Annotated in this window: 16 protein-coding genes; 5 read left to right on the top strand and 11 right to left on the bottom strand. The window is 64.7% G+C overall.

Annotated elements, in window-relative coordinates; genetic code table 11:
- Positions 1-149: 149 nt before the first annotated feature.
- From QFZ65_RS07475 to QFZ65_RS07465, 3 genes are all read left to right on the top strand, one after another.
- Complete coding sequence (locus QFZ65_RS07475) at positions 150-2,207, top strand: GH25 family lysozyme (RefSeq protein ID WP_373427568.1); 2,058 nt, start codon at positions 150-152, stop codon at positions 2,205-2,207.
- Positions 2,208-2,412: 205 nt separating this feature from the next.
- Positions 2,413-2,733 (top strand): hypothetical protein, encoded by a 321-nt coding sequence (locus tag QFZ65_RS07470; RefSeq protein ID WP_306909460.1) that lies wholly within the window; start codon positions 2,413-2,415, stop codon positions 2,731-2,733.
- Between the two features lie 82 nt (positions 2,734-2,815).
- A complete protein-coding gene (locus QFZ65_RS07465) occupies positions 2,816-4,966 on the top strand; it encodes a M43 family zinc metalloprotease (protein ID WP_306909458.1) in 2,151 nt (716 codons plus the stop codon).
- A 263-nt stretch (positions 4,967-5,229) separates the two neighbouring features.
- Here the strand turns inward: QFZ65_RS07465 and QFZ65_RS07460 are convergent, their stop codons facing one another.
- Genes QFZ65_RS07460 through QFZ65_RS07445 form a run of 4 tightly spaced genes read right to left on the bottom strand, consistent with a single transcriptional unit; the run spans position 5,230 to position 8,740 of the window.
- Positions 5,230-6,645, bottom strand: coding sequence for a lipopolysaccharide biosynthesis protein (locus tag QFZ65_RS07460; protein ID WP_306909456.1), 1,416 nt, complete (start codon positions 6,643-6,645; stop codon positions 5,230-5,232).
- Between the two features lie 10 nt (positions 6,646-6,655).
- Entirely contained in the window at positions 6,656-7,552 is an 897-nt protein-coding gene (locus QFZ65_RS07455) for a glycosyltransferase family 2 protein (RefSeq protein ID WP_306909454.1), read from the bottom strand.
- Complete coding sequence (locus QFZ65_RS07450; protein ID WP_306909453.1) at positions 7,542-7,967, bottom strand: DUF2304 domain-containing protein; 426 nt, start codon at positions 7,965-7,967, stop codon at positions 7,542-7,544. Before QFZ65_RS07450 ends, QFZ65_RS07455 begins: the two co-directional genes overlap by 11 nt.
- Positions 7,968-7,969: 2 nt before the next feature.
- Positions 7,970-8,740 (bottom strand): glycosyltransferase family 2 protein, encoded by a 771-nt coding sequence (locus tag QFZ65_RS07445; RefSeq protein WP_306909451.1) that lies wholly within the window; start codon positions 8,738-8,740, stop codon positions 7,970-7,972.
- A gap of 124 nt (positions 8,741-8,864) precedes the next feature.
- Here QFZ65_RS07445 and QFZ65_RS07440 point away from each other — a divergent pair, with 124 nt between their 5' ends.
- Positions 8,865-10,922, top strand: a complete 2,058-nt coding sequence (locus QFZ65_RS07440) for a DUF6541 family protein (RefSeq protein ID WP_306909449.1) — start codon at positions 8,865-8,867, stop codon at positions 10,920-10,922.
- Between the two features lie 329 nt (positions 10,923-11,251).
- On the opposite strand, the gene QFZ65_RS07435 is transcribed toward QFZ65_RS07440, so the two are convergent.
- From QFZ65_RS07435 to glf, 7 genes are all read right to left on the bottom strand, one after another.
- On the bottom strand, positions 11,252-13,399 hold the full coding sequence (locus QFZ65_RS07435) for an acyltransferase family protein (protein WP_306909448.1): 2,148 nt from the start codon (positions 13,397-13,399) through the stop codon (positions 11,252-11,254).
- Between the two features lie 99 nt (positions 13,400-13,498).
- The gene (locus QFZ65_RS07430) at positions 13,499-14,422 is read right to left on the bottom strand and encodes an ABC transporter substrate-binding protein (RefSeq protein ID WP_306909447.1); all 924 of its coding nucleotides are present in this window, start codon (positions 14,420-14,422) and stop codon (positions 13,499-13,501) included.
- A 308-nt stretch (positions 14,423-14,730) separates the two neighbouring features.
- Positions 14,731-16,680, bottom strand: coding sequence for a DUF6541 family protein (locus QFZ65_RS07425; RefSeq protein ID WP_306909446.1), 1,950 nt, complete (start codon positions 16,678-16,680; stop codon positions 14,731-14,733).
- 108 nt (positions 16,681-16,788) lie between these two features.
- A complete protein-coding gene (locus QFZ65_RS07420) occupies positions 16,789-17,556 on the bottom strand; it encodes an ABC transporter ATP-binding protein (RefSeq protein WP_306909444.1) in 768 nt (255 codons plus the stop codon).
- A gap of 1 nt (position 17,557) precedes the next feature.
- Positions 17,558-18,430 (bottom strand): ABC transporter permease, encoded by an 873-nt coding sequence (locus QFZ65_RS07415; protein ID WP_306909441.1) that lies wholly within the window; start codon positions 18,428-18,430, stop codon positions 17,558-17,560.
- Complete coding sequence (locus QFZ65_RS07410) at positions 18,431-20,422, bottom strand: glycosyltransferase (protein WP_306909440.1); 1,992 nt, start codon at positions 20,420-20,422, stop codon at positions 18,431-18,433.
- Positions 20,419-21,606 (bottom strand): UDP-galactopyranose mutase, encoded by a 1,188-nt coding sequence (gene glf, locus QFZ65_RS07405; protein ID WP_306909438.1) that lies wholly within the window; start codon positions 21,604-21,606, stop codon positions 20,419-20,421. Before glf ends, QFZ65_RS07410 begins: the two co-directional genes overlap by 4 nt.
- Before the next feature lie 262 nt (positions 21,607-21,868).
- On the opposite strand from glf, the gene QFZ65_RS07400 reads away from it, so the two are divergent.
- Positions 21,869-26,104: an FtsK/SpoIIIE domain-containing protein gene (locus tag QFZ65_RS07400; protein WP_306909436.1), complete on the top strand. Its 4,236-nt coding sequence runs from the start codon at positions 21,869-21,871 to the stop codon at positions 26,102-26,104.
- Positions 26,105-26,113 lie beyond the last annotated feature (9 nt).

The following is a 26,113-nucleotide window of genomic DNA, read 5'->3' as shown; positions in this document are numbered from 1 at the left end:
CCTCAGTCCTGGCAGGCCCCCTTCTGGCCCCGCCGGCGGGAGCCGTCGAGCCTACGCCGTCCTCCACGGCCACGCCGGCACCGACCAAGGGCGCAATAAAGCCGACCCCAGCAGCGCCCGCCCCCGCCCCCAAGCCGTCGCCGCAAACGGTGACGCCCGCACCGCAAACGGCGAAGCCGGCACCGGCGTCCCCGCAGGCGGCGTTTGCCGCCCCGCAAGCAACCGCACCCGTTGATCCGTCCACCGAGGCGGGCAAGGCGGCGATGGCCCAGGCCATCGGACCGGGCGGCGCCGAAATGGGCCAGCGCTCGCCCCGTGTTTCCGGCGGTAAGGCAGCGGCAACGCAGGCCCTGACGACGCAAGGCACCTGGACGCCGACGTTCGGAGTCCAAGGCCTGGACGTGAGCGGCCACCAGCCGAACGTCGACTGGCAGGCGCAGTGGAACGGCGGGGCCCGCTTCGCGTATATCAAGGCCAGCGAAGGCGACTACTACACCAACCCGTCGTTCGGCTCCCAGTACGAGGGATCCCGCAGCGTAGGCATGATCCGCGGCGCCTACCACTTTGCAATCCCCAACTGGTCGTCAGGCGCCGACCAGGCCCGCTACTTCGTCCAGAACGGCGGCGGCTGGAGCGCGGACGGCGTCACCATGCCGCCGGTGCTCGACTTCGAGTTCAACCCGTACGCCGGAAGAACCATCGGCGGCTTCTACTTCGGGAACACCTGCTATGACATGTCCGCCGGGCAGCTGGCGTCCTGGGTCCGTGACTTCGGGAACACCATGCAGTCGCTCACCGGCCGGCTTCCCGTCATTTACACCAACACCTCCTGGTGGAACCAGTGCTTGGGCAACCCGTCCGGCTTCGGGGACTACCCCCTGTGGGTTGCCTCGTACCCGGACTCCTTCTCGAACGATGCAGGAGATCTTCCGACCAGGAGCTGGAGCATCTACAGCATCTGGCAGTACAGCAGCACCGGCCCGTATGCCGGCGACTCCAACGTCTGGAACGGCAGCTACGCGGACCTCGGAGCCTTTGCCCGGAACGGCGTTTCGAACCCGGCCTTCCAAGCCATGGGGAACCTGGCTTCCTCCACCCCGTCGCTGGGTGCCCAGACGTCGGGGGTGACGTGTGGGTTGCGGGATGGTGGCTGTTACCAGGCCTACCAAAACGGCGAGATCCTCTACTCCCCGGCCTCCGGCGCCCAGCCCACGACGGCAGGAGCGATCCGCACCGCCTACCGCAACGCCGGCGCCGAAAACAGCGCCCTAGGCTACCCGACCAGCGCCGAACTCTGCGGCATCCGCAACGCCGGCTGCTACCAGACCTACCAGCACGGGGAAATCCTCTGGAGCCCGGCCACCGGCGCCCGCATCAGCCGCAGCGGCGGGATCCGCACCCTCTACCGGAACAACGGCGCGGAAAACGGCCTCTTGGGCTACCCCACCACCGACGAAATCTGCGGCCTGGTCAACGGCGGCTGCTACCAGGCCTACCAAAACGGCGAAATTCTCTGGAGCCCGGCCACCGGCGCCCGCATCAGCCGCAGCGGCGGGATCCGCACCCTCTACCGGAACAACGGCGCGGAAAACGGCCTCTTGGGCTACCCCACCACCGACGAAATCTGCGGCCTGACCAAGGGCGGCTGCTACCAGAACTACCAAAACGGCGCCATCATCTGGTCCCCCACCACCGGCGCCCAACTCAGCCCCAAGGGCCCCATCCGCACCCTCTGGCAACAAAATCGCTTCGAAACCGGCCCCCTCGCCTACCCCACCAGCGCCGTCGTCTGCGGCCTGACCAAGGGCGGCTGCTACCAGAACTACCAAAACGGCGCCATCATCTGGTCCCCCACCACCGGCGCCCAACTCAGCCCCAACGGCCCCATCCGCACCCTCTGGCAACAAAACCGCTTCGAAACCGGCCCCCTCGCCTACCCCACCAGCGCCGTCGTCTGCGGCCTGACCAAGGGCGGCTGCTACCAGAACTACCAAAACGGCGCCATCATCTGGTCCCCCACCACCGGCGCCCAACTCAGCCCCAACGGCCCCATCCGCACCCTCTGGCAACAAAACCGCTTCGAAACCGGCCCCCTCGGCTACCCCACCGGACCCCAAACCTGCAACACCACCGGCACCAGCTGCACCCAACCCTTCACGGGCGGAAAAATCACCTGGACACCCACCCGCGGCGCCTACATCGACTAACCAACCCACCCGCCACCACCACCCACAACAACAGCCCGCTGCCCGCCACCGATCCACTGGATTGCCGCAGGAGTAATCCACCGCGGGCGCAGGAATGGCGGCCTGCCAAAAGTAATGGGCAAGTTCTGCACTGTTCCTCAAATTGGAGGCAGTCGGCTCCCTAGACTGCTGTCACCTCCCGGTCTCTCCGCGGGGGCCTGCCTCCGTGGTGTCAGGCACCGCGTCCTTTGAAGGAAACAATGAATTTCAAACGAATGAAGGCAGCGCAACTCGCTGCCGCACTCATTTCGGCTGCGTCCCTGACAGCCCTCTCGGGGGCACCGGTATTGGCGGCACCCCCGCCGCCGGCCGCGGCAAGCCCAACCTCGCAGACCACCCCCGCGTCCCCGACGCCGTCGCCCGCAGCAACGGCCCCGACGACATCGCCTTCGGCGCTTCCTGCGGGGACCCCCCTAAGGCCGTCGCGTACACCCGCGCCCAGCGCGCCGGTGGTCGAGCAAGCTCCGCTGACGCCCCCCGTCATTGAACAAACCGGCAACGCTCCAACCTCTGTCCATACTTTTCAGACACCGCCGCCTGCCGGAAACAAGGGCGCCGCAGCCCGGGCCGTGAGCACGGAAGCCTACTCGCTCGGCCGGACAGGGGACATCAAAGTCCGGCTCGTCACAGTCCAGCTGACGGATGTAAAGGCCAACACCTCGATGGACGACGCCATCGCGGCCGTCCAGGGAACCAGTGCCTATTGGCAGCGCATGTCCAATGGCAGGCTCTCCATGAGCGTGGCCAGCACGGAGACGTTTAACAGCAGCAAGGCGTGGTCGGGGCAGCGCTACTCCGACATGATGGACACCATCGCCAACGAGCTCGGATGGGCCCCAAGCCCCTACACGGCCCTGGTTGTGTTTGTGTCGGCACCAACGCTCTCGGACGGGGCCTACGGTGCAGGGTGGAGCTACAACGGAACCAGTGGACGGGTCATCATGCCCCGTCCGGCGTCATTGACCAAAAGCGTTCTGGCCCACGAGTTCGGCCACGTCCTCGGCCTCATGCACGCGAACAGCCTCGAATGCGCCAGCGGAGCGCAGGACGTCTCGACCAACGCGGACGGTACTTTTACCGATTCCTCATGTAGTGTCCGCGAATACGGTGACACTATGGACCTGATGGGTGTATCCCAGACAAGCCAGCCGACCATCAGTTCCACGTTGTGGGAATACGGGGGCTTCGGCACTGGACGTGAAGTCCGTAATCTGGGCAAGGTGGAGAACACCAGCAACCACACCCTCACCGCGTGGGCAGGAGCAGCCGACAACAGGGCCCTCAAGTTCACCGACCCTGGGAGCGGGGAGGTCTATTACCTGGAACTCCGGCTTCCCGTCGGCTTTGATACAGCCACAGCCGTCCTCGGCAACCGCGGCGTTAAGATCGTGCAACAGATCGGTGCCGGCTCCCTGATACTCATGCCCGATTCGCGGCGGTTTGCCAGCTACTACAGCCCCAAACACGCCTGGCAGGCCGGCCAGGCCTTCACCACTCACGCAGGCACCCGCGTCATCATTAACTGGATTTCCGATTCCGCCGCAAGCGTCACCATCGAACCCCCTTCGGGTGCGGCCGCCAAGGCCATGACTGACTTGGCTTCCTCGACGAACGTCCTCGGCACTGCGACGTCGGGGGTGACGTGTGGGTTGCGGGATGGTGGCTGCTATCAGATGTTCGCCAACGGCGCGGCGATTTGGTCTCCCGCCACCGGTGCCCAAGCCAGCCTATACGGCCCCGTGCGCGACGCATGGGCGCGCAGCGGCTTCGAGAACGGCCCCCTGGGCTACCCGACCAGCGGCCCGATCTGCGGTATCCGCGATAACGGCTGTTACCAGGCCTACCAAAACGGCGAGATCCTCTACTCCCCGGCCTCCGGCGCCCAGCCCACGACGGCAGGAGCGATCCGCACCGCCTACCGCAACGCCGGCGCCGAAAACAGCGCCCTAGGCTACCCGACCAGCGCCGAACTCTGCGGCATCCGCAACGCCGGCTGCTACCAGACCTACCAGCACGGGGAAATCCTCTGGAGCCCGGCCACCGGCGCCCGCATCAGCCGCAGCGGCGGGATCCGCACCCTCTACCGGAACAACGGCGCGGAAAACGGCCTCTTGGGCTACCCCACCACCGACGAAATCTGCGGCCTGGTCAACGGCGGCTGCTACCAGGCCTACCAAAACGGCGAAATTCTCTGGAGCCCGGCCACCGGCGCCCGCATCAGCCGCAGCGGCGGGATCCGCACCCTCTACCGGAACAACGGCGCGGAAAACGGCCTCTTGGGCTACCCCACCACCGACGAAATCTGCGGCCTGACCAAGGGCGGCTGCTACCAGAACTACCAAAACGGCGCCATCATCTGGTCCCCCACCACCGGCGCCCAACTCAGCCCCAAGGGCCCCATCCGCACCCTCTGGCAACAAAATCGCTTCGAAACCGGCCCCCTCGCCTACCCCACCAGCGCCGTCGTCTGCGGCCTGGTCAAGGGCGGCTGCTACCAGAACTACCAAAACGGCGCCATCATCTGGTCCCCCACCACCGGCGCCCAACTCAGCCCCAACGGCCCCATCCGCACCCTCTGGCAACAAAACCGCTTCGAAACCGGCCCCCTCGCCTACCCCACCGGACCCCAAACCTGCAACACCACCGGCACCAGCTGCACCCAACCCTTCACGGGCGGAAAAATCACCTGGACACCCACCCGCGGCGCCTACATCAACTAACCCACCCGCCACCACCCACAAAAAACAGCCCGCTGCCCGCCACCGATCCGAGTCCAGGCTCGCGACAACGGCGGGCAGCGGACTTTTGCATACCGGGGGCTTACCAGCACGTCGGACTTTGTGCGCCTTTGCCGGGAGCATGGCCGCCGGGCGGGGCGGGTCATGCGCCTGCGGAAGAGAGGAGTTCCCGGTACACAAGCATGGTCACGAGACCCGTCGAGTCGGTACCAAGCCATTGGAGCCCTCAGGAGGGACCCGTTCAGCTAGCGGATCTTTTTGAGCTTCGCGTAGCCCGAGACCAAAATCAGCAGACCCACCACGGCGATCTCCACCGCACCAGCGAAAAGTGTCGGCGGAAAGAGGCTCAGCGTCGCTACTACCCCGGCGTGAACGGCGAGCAGGATCACGAACAGCCCCAGGGGCCACGAGGCAGGGGTCTGACGTCTGACCACAAGGCAGTAGGCCAGCCCTAGCAAGATGAAACCCGCCGCCTGAACGGCGGCGACAGCACTAAGGTTGCCGGACGTGGCGAAGGGAACGGAAGAAGCCGCAACCACCACCAGGATCAGCGGCGTCGTATAGGACATCGCCCGGGTCTTTTCAAGTATGTAGACCACGTTGGTCGCGACGAGGAAAAGACCGTAGCCGACCGATACCAACGGGAGAATCCGCGCCACGGGGGCCAATTGGTCCGGGGAAGGCGTAAGAATGATGCTTCCCGCGGACGCCGCGGCCGAGGCCAGAACTCCTATGGCCGCCGATGCGAGGAGGGCTTCGGTGGCGACAGCATGCAGCAACCCGGGCAGGGTTCCGGGCGGCGCCTGCATAAGCCGGGTGGACCAGGCGTTGTTGAGCGCATTGAGCAGCGTCAAAGGGCCGAGTGCAAAAATCAGCACGGCTCCAAATTGCCCTGCCGGCACCGCTCCAGCAAGAAACGCCAGCAGCAGCACGGCGCCCTGGGTGAGCAGCATGAGCGCCCCGGTATGCGGAAGCAACGGCAGGGCGATCCCGACCGATTCGCGCATCACATTGTGGACCCGCCACGGAGTTTTAGGGCGGACCAGCGCTACGGCTACAGCGGCAGCCAACGCGACCGCTGCCGTGTATGCGACCAGGTAGCTTGTCGCGCTGGCGGACGCCAGCAGTATGGCGCCGAGGCCCGCCAGGTTGGCTGCCACGGAGGACACCAGGCTCAGGGCGACGAATGCGAGCGGGCGGTTTTGGGCACGCAGGACCGCCTGTGCGCCCAAAACGGGGCCAAGCAGGCCGATGGCGAGCATCGACATTACCGACGGCCATGCCACCCGGCCGTCCGATGCCATAGTGATCCACGCCACGATCAGCGCCCCGGCCGCCCCGAACAGCACGGCCGCCAGCGCCAGGAAACCGTACATGGCGCGGGAGCGCACCTTACCGTCGTCCCGGTCAAACCATAACCGGGTGATGGCCAGCGGCAGCCCCGCCGAAATGAGGACCACGACCACCTGGATGGCAACGACCGACGTCGAAACCTGGCCCCACTGCACCGGGTCGAGCAACCGGATGGCGAACGGCTGGATCAGCAGCAGCCCGAGGCCCTGGACCAGGGACCCGACGAGATACAGTAACGCCGCCCCCGGACCGGCCGTCGGCCGGTCCGCGGCCTTGACTTCGGACTCCGGTACGTTTTCCGCGACCATAGCCGGGGTATTAGGGCCGGACGACGTGGGCGGCAAGCTTCCTCAGGCCCGGCCACATCCGCTTCTGGATGACCTTGGGGGCCAGCGTTGCCGCGTGAAGCCGCGATGAAACATGCAGCCGGGCAGCCTTGGCGGCGGCGTGCCAGCCGAGCTTGGCGAAGTCACGGACGCACTCGTCAAAGAACGCGCGCTCCTCGGCGAAACGGCGCCCGTCGAGGGCCTGTACGGAGGAATCGGACTCCCGGTGACGGCGGTACTGGAAGCAGATGGTGTCAGAGACCATCATCTTTCCGCCGTCCATGATGATGTCCATTGCCAGGCCGAGATCCTGAACGACGTTGTACTGTTCCCGGAAGCTGTGCTTCTTGATCGCTTCTGAGCGCCAGGCCACAGACGGGAAGTACAGCCAGTCGCCTGTGATGAGGCTCTTGGCGATCGGCTCACCCGCGAGGACAGCGTCGGTGCTCTGGCCGACGATACGGCGCCGCAGGAAGTCCTTGACATTGTCGCCCAGGGGCTTGTAGACCTCCCCGTTTTCGTCAATGACCTCGACGCCGGGCTGGACCAGGTCGACGTCCGGGTTCTGAAAGCCCTTCCGAATGGTTTCGATGTAGTTGGGTAGCATGATGTCGTCCGCGCCCATGATCACCGTGAACTCGTGGTCTATCAGTCCCAGGCACTTGCGGTAGTTTCCGTTGGCGCCCAGGTTGATCTCATTGCGAAGGTACCGGACGCGGCTGTCACCGGCTGTGAGGGCTGCGAAATATGCCGGCAGGTTCTCGTCCGGATAGCCGTCATCCACAATTGTCAGCCGGAAATCGCGGTCATTCTGGCTCAGAACCGAGTCGACAGCCGCTTTCATCATGGCCACGTCGCCGTAGTACGGCAGCATTACATCAATGGTCATTGGTTTCTTTCCGTGGGGACCGGCCTAGTGCGGCCGGATCGTCGTCGAGGGGGTGTTCGCGGGGTGAGGAGGGGGCAGCACGTTCCAGCGCCTCCACGGAGGCACGGAGGATGGAGACTTCCTCGGCCAAAATCCGTGTCTCGTCCTCGAGAATCGTCAGTTCACGCGAAACATGCAAACTGACGCCGACCAACAATACGATGGCCAAGGCGAAGAGCAGGTTGGCCGGAACGCGGATCCCGACCATGGACGCAGCCCAGTCCAGGAGCTGGGGAAAGATACCCAGGACAATGGTCAGTCCGCCGACTACAAGCCACAGGACGGTGTACTTCTCCCGAAGTTTTCCTTGCCGCAGCAGTTGAAGGACGGCGAGGACCATCACAATGGCTATCACCAGTGCAGACGCAACGCTCATGATCAGATACTGCCTTCGCCTGCTATTGCACCCAGTTCCGGGGCGCGGATTAATTCGGGGGCTGGCGTCTTGCGGCGGGCCAGCGCGAAACAAAGCACCAGCCCGGATCGCGCCAGGTAAATGGCCGACTTCAGCGGGCCGGTGCTCGGGGTTCCCGCCTGGCGGACCTTCATCTCGACTGGAACCTGGGTGACCCGGCAACCCGACTTAATGGCGACGACCAAAGAGTCGATCGTATCACCGAGGTATTCGGCCGGAAAATGGTCGATGTACTGGTGGAGGGCACGCTCGTTCGCGGCGCGGAAACCGGAAGTAACGTCAGTCAGTTCGGTATGGGCGACGCCCGAAATTACCTTGGCGAGTACCGACATTGCCCACCGCCGGGGCCCCTTCGCGTCATAGCTGCCCCTGCCGGCGAACCTGGCACCAATGGAAATATCGGCGACTTCAAGCCCCGCCAGCACCCTATCGATGTCAAGCGGATCATGCTGCCCGTCGGAATCGACCTGGATGGCCGCCTTGTAGCCATGGCGGATAGCGTACTTGAAGCCCGTCCGCATAGCGCCCCCGACCCCCAGGTTGAACGGCAGCTTAAGGACGGTAGCGCCGGCCTCGTGCGCTACCCGGGCCGTGTCGTCCTTGGACCCGTCGTCAACGACGAGCACGTCGTGCCGTACAGTTCGCAGCACCTCCCGGATGGTGTCTCCGATGGCTTCGGCCTCATTCCATGCCGGCATGATGACGAGGACGCCGGAAGTCGTTGATTTGCCCATGGTGCTCCACTATATCAACGCCCACGGGCTCAGAACTGCACACGTAGGGCCGCCCGACGACTGTCCTGCGCCGTGAACAAGGCATACTTGAACCGTTCGATTGCATTAAGAGGAGAACTGATTCATGACCTGGTGGCAAACCGGCCCTACGCTCGCGGGCACTATCCTGATCTTTTTTGGTCCGGGTCTCGCCATCCTGGCCGCGGCCGGTGTACGCAGGTTAAATCTGGTCTGCCTTGCCGCACCGGTGTCCTTCTCCATGGCGTCGGTGCTGGGCATCGTCCTTAGGATTCTCGGTCTTCCGTACAATCCCGCCACCTACCTCCTGGCCAGTGCCGTTGCAGCCGCCGTAGCCCTCACCCTCCGGTCGGTCTTGCTGCGCCGCACGGCGCCGGGTGGCGCCCCAGCTGAGTGGGGCGTGCTTGGCGCGAACGGTGCAATTCCTCTTGCGTCTTCCCGCCAAAAACTGTGGCCCCTGGTGGTGGCGGCCGCCGTTGCGATACCCGCCCTGATTATCACCGCCCGCTACGTAAAGGGGTTCGGCCAGCCCGACAACCTGTCGCAAACATTCGACAACGTCTATCACCTGAACGCGATCCGTCATATCGCAAGCCTGCATGACGGTTCCTCGCTGACGCTGGGCAACCTTACCGAATCATCAACCGGCTTCTACCCTGCCGCGATGCACGACCTCATGGCGCTCGTCTTCATGTTCGGCGGCGCCTCCGTGATGGAAGTCGTTAACATTGGCACGATCGTCATCGGAGCCGTCATCTGGCCCCTGTCGTGCATTTTCCTGGTCACGCGCATTCTGGGCAGCCAGGCGACGGCCGTACTTTGCGCGGGCGTGCTGTCCGCCGGATTCAGCGCCTTTCCTTATCTGATGGTCGCCTTCGGCGTCCTCTACCCCAACCACGCGGCCATCGCCATCCTCCCCGTCGCGCTAGGGCTGGTCATCGAAGTCCTAGGGCTCGCCCGGTCCCGCCCTTCCTCCTTCTGGCCCCCGCTGATCGCGTTGGCCCTTGTGGGCCCGGGCCTGGTGCTGGCGCACCCCAGCACCTTTGTGGCACTCATTGCCTTCAGCACTCCGCCGCTCGTGGCCAGACTACTTTTGTCGTGGCGGAATTACCGCCGAGGCAAGGAAGCGGGCCGGTCCACAGTGCTGTGGGCATCGGCCACCGTGGTCTATTTGGTCTTTGGACTCGTCGTATGGGTCTTCGTCCGGCCCAGCCTTGCCGCCGCTCCGTGGACCCCGTTCCAATCCAACGCGAGGGCACTGGGCGAGATTCTCGCCAGCGCCCCCATGGGAACAACCGCGGCGTGGGTCATGCTGGCGCTCACGGTCCTGGGGCTGTACGTCATTACGCGCCACCTTGGCCGGTACTGGTGGGTCATGGGTATGTACTTTGTGGGCGGGGCCCTGTACGTCATCGTGTCGGCATGGGGGGTCGGGGACTTCCGTACCTTCTGGACCGGGGTTTGGTATAACGACAGCTTCCGCCTCGCGGCCCTGCTGCCAGTAGTTACCTTGCCCATCGCCGTGATGGGCGCCCAATGGCTTATCTGGCGTATTAGGGCCTTCAGCGACTACCTGGTGGCGGCCGGCCACTCGAACCCGGAGAAGCTGGCGCCCTTCGCGCGGCCCGTAGCGGCGCGCCTGCCGCAGGTCACCGGCGTCGCGGCGTCCGTAGTCCTTGTCCTCTTTCTCGGGCTGGGGGCCCAAGGCGGCACGTTGTCCAACGTGCAGCAGCGCCTCGACACCATATTCGCGACCACCCAAAATTCGTACCTGCTTACGAGCGATGAAGCGGCGCTTCTGCAGAAAGTGCCCGACTTCGTTCCGGAGTCCGACCTTGTGGTCGCCAACCCGCGGACGGGCGGATCCCTCGTCTATGCCGTGTCTGATCGGCGCACACTTGCGCCGCACATCTTCGGTGACAGGACGCCCGACGAGCAGTACCTGCTGGATCACTGGGACGAGGCGGCCTACAACAGCAGGGTTTGCCCGATTGTCCGGGACCTGAATGCGTACTGGGCCCTCGACTTCGGCGACTTCGAGGTCGTCCCCGGCGACGAGCCGTTCATCGGCCTTAGGCATCTGGGCGAGGACTCAGTCCCCGGCATAGAACGGGTCGCGAGCGTCGGAAAGACCAGCCTCTTCCGCGTGACTGCCTGCGGCTAGACGGTATGAAGTGGGGTTGTCACCTGGCGTAGGACTGGAACCCCGGGCCCAAAGAGGTTCCTGGGTTGCCGGTCTACGGCCTTTTCCGCAGTTTGGTGCGGCACCAGGTTCGGTTTTGCGCGGCTACTCACCGGTGCGCAGGTCGGGTGTCGCTTCCGCGTCGATCACGACGCGCGAGCCACCCCCGGACGAAGCTGGAACGAGCACAAAAGAGCGGTCCACGACAAACCAGCCGTGGACCGCTCACCCCTGCCCTCTTCCCCTCGGATCCCGGCGCGGTAGCCGAGTCCGCAGCAAGGGCTGGCCCGGCAGGGCACGGGGACGGGCCTCTACCGCCGTGCTTCGTTGAACCGCTCGGCAAGCACCGGCACCAGTGACTTGATGTAGCTCCGCGAGACATGGTCCGTGTCGTAGTACACGTGCAGCCCACCAATAACGGCGTGGCAGCTCTGTTCGTTGCAGAACTGGTCCGACAGGTCCAGGATCTTTATCTTCGGGCTCGCCATGCCGCGGACCGCATCCGCAACGGGGTCCCGCACGAGGGCCTCAGCACGGGCGTTCGCGCAGGCCACCGGGTTTTCCGGGTTCAGCGCCACGCAGTCTGGCCCGCTGCGGTTTAGGGTGAGGGGCGTGTCCCTTATGACGTAGATCTCTGTCCCGGCCTGGGTCCACTCCCTGAAGCGTTCAGTGACGCCTTCCTGGTACTGCTCACTCTGCGGTCGACCGGTGCCGTCCTCGATCTGCTCCCCCGCCCCGAAAGCCGAGGTGAAGACCATATCGGGCCTCTCCTTCACGATCCGCTGTGAGACTTCCTTGCTCCACTCCAGGCAACGCTGCTGGAGCTGCGGTTCCGTGCTGGGGATCCCCATGAACGCAACCCGTTTAGCGTCGATGAACGGGCAACCCCCCAACAGGGATTCCTTGATCTTCCATTTGTGGAGCCGGGCGAGCTCGAAGACCGCGGCCTTCCACTGTTCGGCGTGGGAGTCCCCCACGAGCCAAACAGTGGCTGTAGTCGCCGCGCCTCCAGTGAAATCGCAGTCGAAAAGCAGTTTTCGGTTCTGGACGACGATCGGATTTTCCGCGTCGGAACATTCGCGAGCGTCAAACCACGGCGCTTCGTCGGTTCCTACGTTCACCACCTGCGCGGCCCCGAATGGATGCTCACAGTTATTCGCCGGGTCAAGGCTCCGCGCGCCGTAGCATGGCTGCCCGGCGAGACCGCGCAACTGGGCCGCCTCCGCATCCTCGGCTTGCCCAAGAGCGAGCAAGAGCCCACCGCAAAGTGCGCAGACCAGGACCACAGACGCGGCCATGGCCGCTACGACCCGGCCCGGTTTCGCCCCGCGAAGGAGCCGGGTGCGGCCGGGGTCCTCAATAAGCGCTTTGGAGACATACGACAGTACGACGGCGACGACGAGTATGCCCACCTTGTCCACTGTCCCCAGGTTCCGGCTCAGGACGGTCGGTGCCAGGACAATAAGCGGCCAGTGCCACAGGTAGAGGGAATAGGACACGTCACCGACGAATTGAACCGGTCTGACGGCGAGTACGGCATTGGGCGACCAGGCCGGGCAGTCCGGGCCCGACGCGATCACCAAAAGCGTTCCCGCAACCGGCAGCGCCGCCGCGAAGCCCGGGAAATATGTCTGCTCGTTGTAGGCCAGGGCTGAGTAGGCGATCATGCCATACCCGAGCCACTGGGCGATCCCGGAAAGCGCCAGATGGGCACTCGGAAGCGCGAGGCGGATCCTCGCCAAGGCCTGCGCTCCGCCAACGGCGATCAAGGCACCGGCCCCGAACTCCCAGACCCGGGCGGGCGTGACAAAGTACGCTTGGCTTCTTTCTGCGTACGTGACCCAGATGCAGAACCCCAGCGCAGCGGCGCTCGTTAGGGCCACTCCCGCAGCCAGTGTTGACCTGCGAGGCAGCCCCAACCGGGAGGCGAGTACGAACAGCACCATGAACAGCACCGGCCACAACAGGTAAAACTGTTCCTCGACGGAAAGCGACCAATAATGCTGGACCGTGGACGCGGCATTGTTGTGAGCCGAATAATTCACCGACTTGGCTGCCAGCATCCAGTTCTCGACATACAGCATGGCGGCCATGGTCTCCTGGGCAACCGCAAGCCACCGGGAGAACGGCAGGATGATCCAAGCGGCAATCAGCGCGACTACCGCCACGACCATGGCCGCCGGCAGCAGCCGTTTGATGCGCCGCGAATAGAACGTTCCGAGCCGGATGCTGCCGGTTCGCTCCAACTCACCCAGGACGTGCTTCGAGATCAAGTAACCCGAGATGACGAAGAAGACGTCTACGCCAACATACCCGCCGGTCAGCCGCGTCGGCCACAGGTGGTTGAGGACCACCAGTCCCACGGCCAGCGCGCGCAGGGCCTGGATGTCCTTCCGGGTGCTGTTGGTTGCTTCGGCCCGGCGTTGCGCCGCCCTCGTGGTCACGGCCCCGGCGGTCACGCGGTCTCCTTTTCAGTGGTGTTGGTCGGGCAAGCCGTCCCGTACGATGCCCTGGTGCGCCACGGCCGGCCAGCCGAGCCCCCCAGGTTCAGCGGCGTCCTAAGCACCGTGCTTTGCCCCATACGCGGCCCTGGCGAGCTCCGGGACCATCGTCCTGGAGAGCCACTGAACGGAAAGGCAGGACCCCGTCTCGAGCGCCAGCCCGCTGTCCTTGGAGTCCGCGAACACATAGTTGTTGGCCTTGTAGGCCGGCACCTCCCTCAGCGTGCCGTTGCCTTTGACCTCGGTGGCCTCTTCGCGGACGACGGAAAACACTGCGATGTCGCTGTCCAACGACGCAGCGCGCTCCTGCGGCCAGGCGTACGTCTCAGGCCCGCTCGACGAAGTGCCAACGGCGCGTCCCTGGGCAGCGACCTGCGAAAGCGCCGCCGCAGGCTGAAGTCCAAACTCCCGCAGAATCCGCACCGGGTTGGAGGCGTCCCCGAAAATTTCGAAGTCGGCACCAGGAGCCGCACTCACCTTGGCATACAGGAACCTCGTTCCGGCCAGGTCAGGATAGCTGCCCAGCTCTGCAGATATGGCCTTTTCTGTTTCCGTCCGGATCCTGGCCGCTTCGGACGAACGTCCCAGCGCTTCTCCGATCAGGGCAAGGGAGGTGCGCCAGTCGGTCGCCAACGCCCTGTCCGGGAACGCAACGACAGGGGCGATCTTCGACAGATCCTCGTATTCGCTGCGCGTCAGCTTGGAATTGACAGCAAGGATCAGATCCGGCTGCAACCCGCGGAGGTCGTCGGTGGGAAGTCCCTTGGACTCGTCGAGCAGCAGTGGCAACTCCACTCCGAACTTCTTCCAGCTGAAGTCGAACCACGGGGTGGAGCCATTGGGCTGGGCCTTGGACAACGACATCGCGACCGGGATGACACCCAGAGCGAGGCATGTGTCGTTGCTGGCCACGCCGAGCGTCGCGATTCGCTTTGGCTCACTCCGGATCTCGGTAGTACCGAACACATGCTTGAGATTCACGGGGAAAGAATTCGCGTCGGCTTCCGTCACAGGGGTCGGAGCAGCTGGCGATATGAACCGGCAGCTGGCCAGGCCCAATGGAAGGACGGCCAAACCCGCCAGAAATTGCCGTCGTCCAGTCAGCGGATTGCTTCCGCGGTCCGTTCCAGCCATCGTGCTCGGTCCAATCTTGTTGTGTCGTCGTCGTGATCAACCGGCAAGTACCAACGCCACGACATCTAAACGGGCATCGCCCGGAGGAATCACCTGGTTCGGAGCCCTGCCCAGTTTACCCAGTCCTTGGAGTTGCCCTGGCGGCAAGGCCGCTCCTAGCACCCGTCAAAGCTGAAGAGCTTGGCGTCCCCGTGCCGCGATAGCAGCGTTGCAACGCCTGAGTGCTCCAGATCCGCAAGGCCGGGGGCCGGATGGGACCCGTTGTTGATCTCCTGGCCGCCGAAGTCGAGGACATAGGTCACGTTCAGTGCGCGAACCGCGCCACAGACTTCCGGATTGGTGCCGGCCTCCCGCAAGCTGTCCAGCACTATCTTGTCGTTGAGGGTGAAGCTGCTGCTGAGGACGTGCAACTGAATGGTTCGCCGGTCCGACAAGGCATACGCAAGAGCACTGCCATTCCATGCGTTTGCCGCCACCACGGCGTCTTCAGGCACAAGGCGTTGCATGTCTTGCAGAACTGCCATCTCATCCGTTGTGATAAGCGGCGAGTCATCCCGGAGTTCGTAGCTGACGCGCGCCTTATCCGTGGCGTACTGAACGCCGCCGACCTGGCTAAGCAGCAGGACTGCTCCAATGGTGACGGCCCCGAGCCATCTGGGCGTTTGCCCGGCCCCGCCCGGCCGTGCCGCCCGCGCCTTCCGGTCCGCGACATACCGCTGAACCCGACGGACAATCCAGTGAGCGCCAAAAGTTGCGACCAGCACAGCCGCCGTGGGAACCAATGCGGCCAGCCGGTAGCTGTCGTTGTACCAGATGGCCGTCACGAAGTCCCGGAGGCGGCCCGGCCGGAACGATGAGACGACAAGGAAGAGTGCGCAAGCCATTCCGAACATTCCAAGCGCCCACCACAGATCCCGTCGCCTCAGCATTGCGAGCAGTCCGACGGCCATGCAAATGGAAACCACAATGGCGGGAGGCCGGTTCATTTCCGAATTGGTCGCGAGCTCGAACAACGCACCGAGGGGCGACTGGATCGGCGGCCAGAATGCAGCTTCGGCTAGGGGCCGTACGGTCTGCCACGCCAAAACGAGAACCCCAAAGCCTGCCCCGAGGGCAACGCTCCACAGCACCGCCCTTTTCCTGGCCACCTGCCACGTTGCACGCCAACCGCGGCAGGACTTCACAAAGACCAGGACGACCGCCGGCGTCAGGAAGGCGAAGAACGCCATGACCGTGCTGGGATGCGCAAAGGAAATTCCTGGGAGGGCTATCAAGAGGGCCAGTGCACGCGCCAGCGGAGGGAAGTCCTGGACCGCGGACAATCTCAGCACTTGGACGCCCAGGGCCAGCAGCGCCGGGAGCAGCGAAATGGACAGCAGATTCGGATAAAGCACACCGAAGTCGACCATCATGAGCGGGAACGCACCGAATCCGGTTGAGATGACGCCAGCCAGGACGGCCGCCACCCTTGACTGCCCGAGCACCTGCTGACAGAGCAGGATGCAGGACAGAGGCCATACAACGGCGCCAATCACCAGGTTGGTCGCGTTGACCGCCACAGGGATGCTGGCCCCGGACAGCTGGGCCGTCAAGGACACCACGGCATGCCACCCGGAAGGATAAAACGGAATTCCCGTCATGCCGCCAACCGTCAGCGACGAAGCCTGCTGCGTGTGCAGAATGTACTGGACGGCATTCAGGTGGAAGATGTTGTCGTAGGTCTGCGAAATGCTTTCGGGAGAACCGAACACGTAAATCAGCCGCGCACCAATGAGTACGGCCGCCAGCACAGTCCCCAGCAGGGCAAATACGAACCGGGAACCTGCACCGCGCGGAGGGGTCCAGGATGCCCGGCCACGCCGCGAGACCGCGAACGCCGTCGCGGAAGCGACGACGGTAAGGACTAAGACAGGCACTACCGACCACGGAACGTTGAGAAGGGGGCAAGCGAGGGCTGCCACCACGACCAGCGACACGGAGAAGAGCGGCGCAAAAGCGCAAAGGGCGAATCCTCGGGCCCTCAGGGCCCATGCCAAAACAATTCCGGGACCCATCAGCACGGTGAACGCGATCACGATGGCGGGCACGGCGTTAAGCCACTGCAATTGTCATAACTCCCTTTTCTCTGCAGCGGCCCAATACTCCACTGCTGTGCCGTTGCAGCGTCGGATTAGCCGCACCGCTGCCATGGCTACTAACGCGGTTCGCCCGTGTCAGCCGATTTTCGCGGATCGCTGCCTAAGTTCGGCCACGACCTCATCGACTGGGCCGTCCATGACGACACGGCCATGCTCAAGGAGCACACCCCGCTCGCAGACAGTGGCCACCAGGTCCAGGTCGTGGCTTACCACGAAGAGCGTTTTGCCCTTGGCTGCCAGTTCTTTAATTTTTGCGATGCACTTTCGCTGGAAGGGTTCGTCCCCGACGGCGAGAATTTCGTCGATGAGGAACACCTCCGGATCGGTGTGCACGGCGATCGAAAAGGCCAACCGTAAGTACATACCCGACGAATAAAACTTCACTTCCGTGTCGATGAACTCCCCGATTTCCGAGAACTCCACGATTGAGTCGAATTTCTCATCGATCTGCTGCTCGGTCATTCCGAGGATGGCGCCGTTCAGGTAAACGTTGTCACGCCCACTGAGGTCGTGGTGGAAACCAGCTCCGACCTCGATCAGGCCCGCTACGCGCCCCCGGGTGCGCACCGTTCCACCGTCGGGCTGCAGCACTCCGGAAATAAGCTTCAGGAGCGTCGACTTTCCCGATCCGTTCAGGCCCAAAAGCGCGACCGTCTCCCCCTGCTTGACTTCAAGGGAGACATCTTTCAGGGCCAGGAACTTCTTCGACAAGTCGCCTTTCCTGCCCTTGACCAGCCACACCACGGCCTCCTTGAGGGAGCGGGTGTGGCGCAAAACGAACTGCTTGCGTATCCCGATGCAGCTGATGGCCACCTGGCCCAGCATCGTCTTCTCCGACGTCATCTCAAAGCTCCTGAGCGAAGTGGACGGCGAGCCGGCGGAACGTCAGCTGGCCGATAAACAGCACGACGAGGGTGATGCCGATGGACACAGGAAGCCAGAGCGTGAGCAACTCCGGGGGCATCGTTCCGGTCACGTACTGGTCGGTCTTAAGCGTCGGTTCCCAGAACACCCAGTGGAAGACCTCGACGGCGACCGTCATCGGATTGAGCTGGTAAATCCAGTACCAGGGTCCCATAACCTGCTCGACCATGGACCAGATGTAGAGCACGGGAGAAGCCCAGGTGACGACCATGACGATCATGTCCACGATGTTTTCCGAATCACGGAAATAGACGTTCATCGCCCCGAACAGGAGTCCCAACCCAGTAGCGAGAACCGCCACGATCAGAAAAACGAGGAAGAAGGCGGCCAGCTGGAGCACCGACGGCGTCCACCCCACGATGAGGCACGCTCCGACGAGAACGACCAGCTGCGGTAGGAAATGGGCCGCGGAAACCCAGACTGTCGCGACCGGAAAAAGCTCCCGCGGAAGGTAGATCTTTCGAATCAGATCACGGTTGTCCACGATGGAGCGCGTAGCGTTGGACAGCGACTCCGTAAAGAAGTTCACCAGAACGATGCCTGCGAACAGGTAAATTGCGTAGTTCGGCGTTCCCCGCTGGAGGTTCAGGAAAATGCCCAGTGCCACAAAATAGATCAGGAACTGGATCAGCGGTTTGACGTAGGACCACAGCAGCCCAAGCACCGAGCCGCGGTACCGTACCTTGATTTCCTTGCGCACCAGCAGTTTCAGCAGGAAACGGTCCCGGTAGACGTCCAGAAGTCCGCGACCGCTGCCCGGCGTTACAAGCTGGTCAATCTCGGTGGTGGCCATCTAGCTGCCATCTTCGGAGTTTGCCTCGAAGGTTTTTTTCCACGCGTCCATCGAGCTGATCTTAGGCACGGCTGCCCGGTACTGTTCGGCCAGTTTCTCCCAGTTCCGGAACAGCTGCAGGTGCAGGCCCGTCGCCTCGGTCAGCATGGACCTGAGTTTCTTCGGATCCCTCTGGTACCAGGAAGCTCCGGTTCCTTCCGCGTTGGAAACCACGACGCTGTCGTAGTGCGCCACCCGGAACCAGCGGTTGTCGCGGTGCGCCAGGAATCCCTGGGGCCTCTGCGCGCTCTCAGGGCCGGGTGCCTTGATCAGTTGCCGGGCAACCGTCTTGATGCCCCACGGCACAATCTCTTTCTTGCTTGGCATCGCGACGACGTTGCCGCCCATCGGGCCCCTGCCGAGTTTTGGCGCCGGAAAGTCGTCAACGTCCTCCTTCACTTCGGCGTCGCTGTACCGTGCTTTGAGCGCATTGATCTCGGGGAGCTTGGTGGCCAGCACATCGTGCAGCCCCTCCGGGCCCTTCAGGATGTCGCGCAGCGCCTCGATGCGGCCGTGCTCGGTGAAGTACTGCATCGAGACCAGGTGCTTGACATCGGATTGGACGGATTCCCGGAGGACGCGCCCACCTTTGGGGTACGGGCTGTGGATCAGCGTGGTGATCAGCCTGTTGCGCGCGTGGAAGTATGCCTGCCATCCGACGAGGTCGTCCTTGTCCATCCACGACACGTGCCACACGGCTGCGCCCGGCATCGAAACCGTGGCAATTCCCGCCTCACGGGCGCGTAGACCGTACTCCGAATCGTCCCATTTGATGAACAGAGGCAGCGAGAGGCCGATCTCCTTGATGACTTTGGTGGGGATAAGGCACATCCACCAGCCGTTGTAGTCGACGTCCACGCGCCGGTGCAGCCACGCGGTCTGCCGGAGGTTGGCGATGCTGAAGTCGTGCCGGACGTCCATGTCAGCGTGCGGCACTGCCGGAACGATCCGGTAAGGATCGACGACCTCGCCGAAGGTGTGCAGGACGCTGCGGTTGTAGAGGTCAAACATGTGGCCGCCGACAATCGTCGGCCTGCGGCAATGGTCGGCAAAGGTGCGCAGCCGGAGGATGCTTTCGGGCTCCACCACAATGTCGTCGTCCAGCAGCAACACGTAATCGCTGCCGTTTTCGACGGCCTCGTACATGCCGCGGGCAAAGCCGCCGGACCCGCCGAGGTTGGCCTGGTTTATCACCCGGAGCTTTCCGCCGAGGGACGCCTTGACGTCCGCGAAATCTTCCTGGTGTTCGACCTTCACCGTTCCCTGATCCACAATGAGAATCTCTTTGACGCTGGTGAGGACGTCCGGATTTTCGGCCAGGATCCGGGCGTTGTTCAGGCAGAAGTCGGGCTTGTTCATCGTGGTGATCTGGATGGTCACCTCGCCGTGGACCGCGTCCGGACCGGGCGCCTCCCACTGCCCGCTCTCCAGCAGCAGTTCCTGGGAGCTGGCCGCGAGGTCGAACCAGTACCACCCGCCGTCGCCGAACGGCTTTAATGACAGTTCGAAAACGGAGGTTGCGGCGCCTTCCACATGCCTGCCGTCCACCCTCTGGACAGATCCCCGGGCATTGGATTTGAACACCGAGACAGTCCCGGAACCCTTGGTTTTAACGACCAGCCGGATGTCCCGGACCGAGGTCCACCGCCGCCAGTAGCTGGCGGGAAAGGCATTGAAGTACGTGCCAAAGGAGATCTGCTCGCCGGAGCGAACCCGCATGGAGCTTCTGCTCAGGAGATCTTCAAAGTGGGCTTCGCGGCCGCCGGAGCTGAACATCTGCAGCTTTTCTTCGGGCAGCTTCGGCGTACGGGCAAGCTCGTCGTTCTCGCGCAGCCGGATGCCGCTGGCCGTTCCTGCGTCCACGTAGAGGGAGATGGTGTCCGATGAATCCGCGGACGGAAGGATCACCCGCTGAAGAGTACTCCAGGTGGACGTCGCTGCAGAGCCCGTCATGCGTCGACTCCCCCGCTCTCGAGCTTGGTGCCGCTCTGGAAGTGCGGCCGGATCTGGTTGTCGAACATGGTCAGCGCCGAGCCGATGGCCATGTGCATGTCCAAGTACTTGTAAGTGCCGAGCCGCCCGCCGAAGAGGACATCCTGCTCAGCGGCCGCCAGGTCGCGGTACTTCAGCAGGCGTTCCCGGTCCGTGGACGTGTTGATCGGGTAATAGGGTTCGTCGCCCTTCTCCGCGGCCCGCGAGAATTCGCGCATGATGACGGTCTTTTCCGTCTGGTACTCGCGTTCGGGGTGGAAATGGCGCGGCTCGATGATCCGGGTGTACGGGACATCGGCGTCATTGTAGTTCACCACGGAGGTTCCCTGGAAGTCGCCGACGTCCAGGACTTCCTCCTCGAAGTCGATAGTGCGCCAGGAGAGGTCGCCCTCGGCGTAGTCAAAGTACCGGTCCACGGGGCCGGTGTAGACAACGGGGATGTGGCCCACGACCTTGTTCTTGCTGTACTCGTGGGTTTCGTCGAAGAAGTCGGTGTTGAGCCTGACGTCGATGTTGGGATGGTCCGCCATCTTTTCGATCCAGGCCGTGTAGCCGTTCGTCGGCAGGCCTTCGTACTTGTCGTTGAAATACCGGTTGTCGTAGTTGTATCGCACGGGAAGTCGGGAGATGATCCCGGCCGGGAGGTCCTTGGGATCCGTCTGCCACTGCTTGCCCGTGTAGTGCTTGATGAACGCCTCGTAGAGCGGGCGGCCGATGAGCTGGATGCCCTTGTCGTTCAGGTTCTGCGGATCCGTCCCGGCCAGTTCACCGGATTGTTCCTTAATGAGGTCCCGCGCCTGCCCGGGGGTGAGGTTGGCCCGGAAGAACTGGTTGATGGTCGCCAGGTTGATAGGCAGCGAGTAAACCTCGCCCTTGTGCACGCCATAGACCTTATGCACGTAATTGGTGAACGTCGTGAACCGGTTCACGTACTCCCACACACGGTCGTTGGACGTGTGGAAAAGATGGGCACCGTAGCGGTGCACCTCGATGCCGGTCTGCTCTTCCTTTTCGCTGTAGGCATTGCCGCCGATGTGGTGGCGGCGGTCGAGAACAACGACCTTCAAGCCCAGCTCAGTGGCGGCCTGTTCTGCGATTGTCAGGCCGAAAAAGCCCGACCCTACGATGACAAGGTCAACGGTCACAAGATCTCCTGGTTCGAATACGGGCAGCACAACGTTGCGCATTGGCTGCTGCTCTAGCCTACCCGAGGCGTGATCGGAACCGGCGCCGAGGGCCGCGGAGCCGGGCGTTCCGGTGGCGGGGCGGCGGTGGTCCTGGCGCTGCTGATTCGGCCCTCGCGCGCAGGCCTTATCCACATGGCCCGACTTCGTCCGGCCGCCGTCCCGATGCCTCTTTTAGCGTGGACTGCAGCCCGCTCCATCGGAAAGGATCTTTGGCGGAGAAATGTTGCACTGCACCCTGGTACCGGCACCTGGTTCCCGGCTCCCCGGCCCGATCGAGCTCGCCGTCGAGGCGCCACCGGAATGTTCCGGCGCGGACTTCCAGAGGGCCATCTCTCGCCGTTACGGGACGGGCGACCTGACCGTGAACGGTTCCCCCGTCCGGGCCCAGCGGGTCGGTGATCCGCCGCTGCGCAACGGGGCAGTACTGGTCGACGGCGGGGTGCGGGCAGACGGCGGCGTGTGGGTCGACGGCGGGGCTACAGGTGGCGGTCGGGCGGCCCCGCAGCTGTTCCTTGCCGTCCACAGCGGCGCCTCCGCCGGCACCATCGTTCCACTTGTTCGTGGGCGGTTCCGGATCGGGCGCAGCGGGACGGACCTTGCTATACCGGACGCCGAGCTGTCACGCGAACATGCGCGGCTGGAAATATCGGACTCGACGGTGACCCTCGTTGACCTGAACAGCGCAAACGGAACCACCGTCGACGGCGGGCGCATCCGCCGGGCGGTCGTGACCACCGAGTCGCTGATCCGCTGCGGCAATTCGACGATGTCCCTGTTTTTCGGCGTCGATTCCGCGGCGGCCGGCGTGTCGGACGCTGCGGGCCGCAGCGTGGCCGAACCGCTCGCCGTAGGCGGCCCCTCGAACGGCGCTGCCTCCGGGACCGGCCGCGCAACAATGCTGCTGGTGGCGGCCCTGCCCCTGGCCGCCGGCGTCGGCCTCGCTGTCTTCGCCGGTTCATGGATGTTCCTCGCCTTCAGCCTGGCCTCGGCGGCATCCCTCCTGGTCCCCGCTGTTACCGGCAGGAAGCAACGCCGGGAGCTGAAAGCCAGCCTCGACGAGCGCGTACGCGAGGACACGGAGCGACGACGACTGTCGGCGCCGTCGGCAGCCCAGCTGTACTCCAGCGCCGCCCGTCCCGTGGAGGACCGCGGGCCGACGGCCGTTAAACCGGATGCCGTATGGCTGCGGCTCGGGCTCTCCGAGCAACGGGCAAACCTCAGCCTGCCGCCTGGGGCCTCCGGGCTCTTCCCACCATCGCTTGGCCTGATGCCGCTGACTCTGGACCCGGCTGTCGCCGTTACCGCCGTCGATGGTCCGCCGGCTGCTGTCGCCGGGTTAGTGCACTCCTTACTCATGCAGCTCGCCGGCTATCCCGCCGCCTGCCGGACGCACGTCCTGGTCCACGGATCGCCGGAAAACCTCCCGCTCGCCGCCCGGTTCCTCCCCCGGGTGACACTTTCCTGCCATCTCTCCGCCACGGCCGCCCGGCTCGCGGCCGGTCCCGGGTCGGGGTGCGAGCGGGGCGTGCTGATTATCCTCACCCTTGCTGGCGCAGAATCGGCCGGGCGGGTGCAGGACACTTCCTGGGCCGCCGGCCTGGGCTCCTTGGCCGCCAGCAAGGGCTGGCAGGTGCTGCAATTCGGACCGCTGCCGGGTCCCTCGGACGCCGCCATCGTCCTGCGAGGGGGCACTGCCTGGCTGCGACGCGGACGGAGCATGATCCCCTTCCTCCCGGACCTCGTCCCCTGCACGGTGTTTGACGACTTTTGCCGCCGGCTGGGGTCGGCCGGAACCGCGCACGCGGACCCGCAAGACGCTATGCCCGCCACCGTCCCCCTGGCGCGGATCCTGCCGCTCGATGCCACGGACGTCGCCCGGCGCTGGGTACGGTCGGCGGACACCATGGGGATGCCTGTTCCCGTCGGCGTCAGCAAGACCGGACCCGTCCTGGTGGACATCGTGCATGACGGCCCGCACCTCCTGGTTGCTGGCACCACCGGCTCGGGCAAATCGGAAATTCTCCGGACCCTGGCCGCCGCCCTTGCCGCAAGCTATCCGCCGGACCGCATCAGCCTTCTCTTTGTCGACTTCAAGGGCGGGTCGGGCCTCGGTCCGCTTACAGGGCTGCCACACTGCGTGGGAATGCTGACCGATCTCGGATTACCGGAGGTCGACCGCACCCTGGTGTCCCTGCGCTCCGAGGTCCGCCGCCGGGAAGAGCTGCTTGCCGCCGCCCACGTTGGCGACCTCGGAGCTTACCGGTCGCTGGGCCGGGCTCTTCCTGCCCTCCCCCACCTCGTCGTCGTCATCGACGAATTCAGGATTCTGGTTGAGGAGGCCCCGCGCGCTTTGGCCGAGCTGATGAGAATTGCAGCCATCGGCCGGTCTCTTGGAATCCATCTCGTCATGGCTACACAGCGTCCGCAGGGCGCGATCAACGCCGACATCCGGGCAAACGTGACCAGCCGGATCGCCCTGCGGGTCCAGTCCGGGATGGAATCGGTCGACGTTCTGAATTCCCCGCTTGCGGCGGACATCCCCATCGCGGCTCCCGGGCGTGCCTTCCTGGTCAAAGGGACCGAAGTGCCGACGGAGTTCCAGACAGCCACCCTCACCCCGGACCGGCCTTCGCCGGCGGGGCAAGCAGTGACCGTGTTGGCTGCCGCGGACTGGCTAAGCGGCCAGCCTGCGGAAGTCCGGACAGCAGTGGAGCGGCCCGTCCAACCCCCATCACCGGAAGCTGCCGCACTTGCCGACGTTGCGCGCACGATATGGACGGCGAGCGGAGGCTTGCCCCCGCGCCGGCCGGTCGCCGGGCCGCTCCCGCCGCTGCTGCCGTTTCCGCCCTCCGGCTCCTCCGGTCCACCTCCGGCCAGCCCGCCACCCTCCGGCTCCGGCCGAACCGGCGCTGTCCGTCTGGGGTGGCTGGACATGCCGGAACAGCAGCGCCTCGCGGAGTTGTGCTGGCACCCGGACGCCGATGGCCACCTCGGCTTCATCGGCCGGCCCACCGGAGCAGGTGCGGGCGCTGGGATGGCATTCAACGGTGCGGCCGGTGATGCGGACAGCAATGCCGTCGGTGGCACGGACGAAGCCCTGGCCCTCGCGGTGGCCCAGTTGCTGGCTGCGGAACAGGAATCGCATCTTTACATCCTTGACGCCGCAGGTTCTTTTCACCGGGCCGCCGGCTCGCCCCGGGTCGGGGCCGTGGCAGGACCACACGAACAGGGGCGCGCGGTCAGGGTGCTGGAAAGGCTGGCCGGCGAAATGGCGCGAAGGCTGAGCATGCCCCGCGTGCCTGCCCCGCGGTTGGTGCTGGCCGTGTGCGGCTGGGGCTCCTGGGTTTCGGCCTTCCGCTCCGGCCCCCTGATCCGAGGCGAAGAGCTGGTCCATGACATCGTCCGCGACGGGGCCAAGGCCGGCATCGCGGTCCTTATCTCCGGCGAACGGGAACTGACCACTTCAAGGTTCTACGGCAACATTGCCAACCGCCTCTTCTTTCCGGCAGGAAGCCCGGATGACGTCCGGCTTACCTGGCCGCGGTTGCCGGAGATCGCGGTTTTTCCCGGTCGGGTTGCCGCTCAGGGGCCCTTCACCGGCACCCCGGCGGATGCGCCCCACGTCGCCCAGCTTTACCGGGCGCCCCTGCCCGGATCCCCCGCAGGTCTCCCGGCACCGCTCCCGACGCCACTTCTGACGCCACTTCTGACGCCACTTCGGCAGGCGCCGTTCCGGGTCGACGCCTTGCCTTCCCGGGTCGGCGTAGCGGACGTCCTGGCCCGAATCGGCGACCGTCCCAGAGCAAAGGGCCTCGACGCAGGCTCGCCGATACCGAAGCCGGAAGGGACGGACGCGAGGGCCTCTGGCTCACGGCCACACGTCCGGCTGTTCCTTGGAGTGGGAGGAGATGAACTGGGGCCGGTTTCGCTGACGCTCCCGACGGGGAGCGTCCTGGCCGCCCTGGGCGGTCCGGGCTCAGGCAAGACGAGCCTGCTGGCGGCACTACCCGGGCTGAACTCTCCGCCGGGCGGCTGCCTGCAGCCCGGGCGAGGCAAAGATCCGGCCGGATATTGGGCGGGGCTTCTCGCTAAGGCCCGCGCCGGCGCTTTGCATCCGGAGGCCGTGCTGCTCGCCGATGACCTCGACCTCCAGTCGGAGGACTGCAACCGCCAGCTCTCCGGGCTCAACACCCTCGGCTGGACGGTGGTTCTGACGGCCGGTTTCGGCCCGGTGTTTCAGCAGCGCGTCCCGCTTGCGCAGTGTGCGCGCCGCCAGGGAGCAGGAATCCTGATCCGTCCCCGGAGTCTTCTGGACAGCGATTTTTTCGGGGTGCGATTCGAACCGGAAGCCAATCCGCCGCCCGGACGGGCCGTGGTGGTTTTGAATGGACAGGCAACGGCTGTGCAGCTTGCGGATCCCGCAGCCGGCAGCGCCAGGCCGGATATTGCCTCGTAACGCGACACG

Source organism: Arthrobacter sp. B3I9 (assembly GCF_030816935.1).
Classification (GTDB): Bacteria; Actinomycetota; Actinomycetes; order Actinomycetales; family Micrococcaceae; genus Arthrobacter.
The sequence above is the reverse complement of the archived record's forward strand: the minus strand, read 5'-3'. Positions and strand labels throughout refer to the sequence as shown.

Coding starts and splice junctions, on each gene's coding strand:
- QFZ65_RS07460 (WP_306909456.1), bottom strand. CDS start 6,645: ATGGTCGCGGAAAACGTACCGGAGTCCGAAGTCAAGGCCGCGGACCGG.
- QFZ65_RS07455 (WP_306909454.1), bottom strand. CDS start 7,552: ATGACCATTGATGTAATGCTGCCGTACTACGGCGACGTGGCCATGATG.
- QFZ65_RS07450 (WP_306909453.1), bottom strand. CDS start 7,967: ATGAGCGTTGCGTCTGCACTGGTGATAGCCATTGTGATGGTCCTCGCC.
- QFZ65_RS07445 (WP_306909451.1), bottom strand. CDS start 8,740: ATGGGCAAATCAACGACTTCCGGCGTCCTCGTCATCATGCCGGCATGG.
- QFZ65_RS07440 (WP_306909449.1), top strand. CDS start 8,865: ATGACCTGGTGGCAAACCGGCCCTACGCTCGCGGGCACTATCCTGATC.
- QFZ65_RS07420 (WP_306909444.1), bottom strand. CDS start 17,556: ATGACGTCGGAGAAGACGATGCTGGGCCAGGTGGCCATCAGCTGCATC.
- QFZ65_RS07415 (WP_306909441.1), bottom strand. CDS start 18,430: ATGGCCACCACCGAGATTGACCAGCTTGTAACGCCGGGCAGCGGTCGC.
- QFZ65_RS07410 (WP_306909440.1), bottom strand. CDS start 20,422: ATGACGGGCTCTGCAGCGACGTCCACCTGGAGTACTCTTCAGCGGGTG.
- QFZ65_RS07400 (WP_306909436.1), top strand. CDS start 21,869: ATGTTGCACTGCACCCTGGTACCGGCACCTGGTTCCCGGCTCCCCGGC.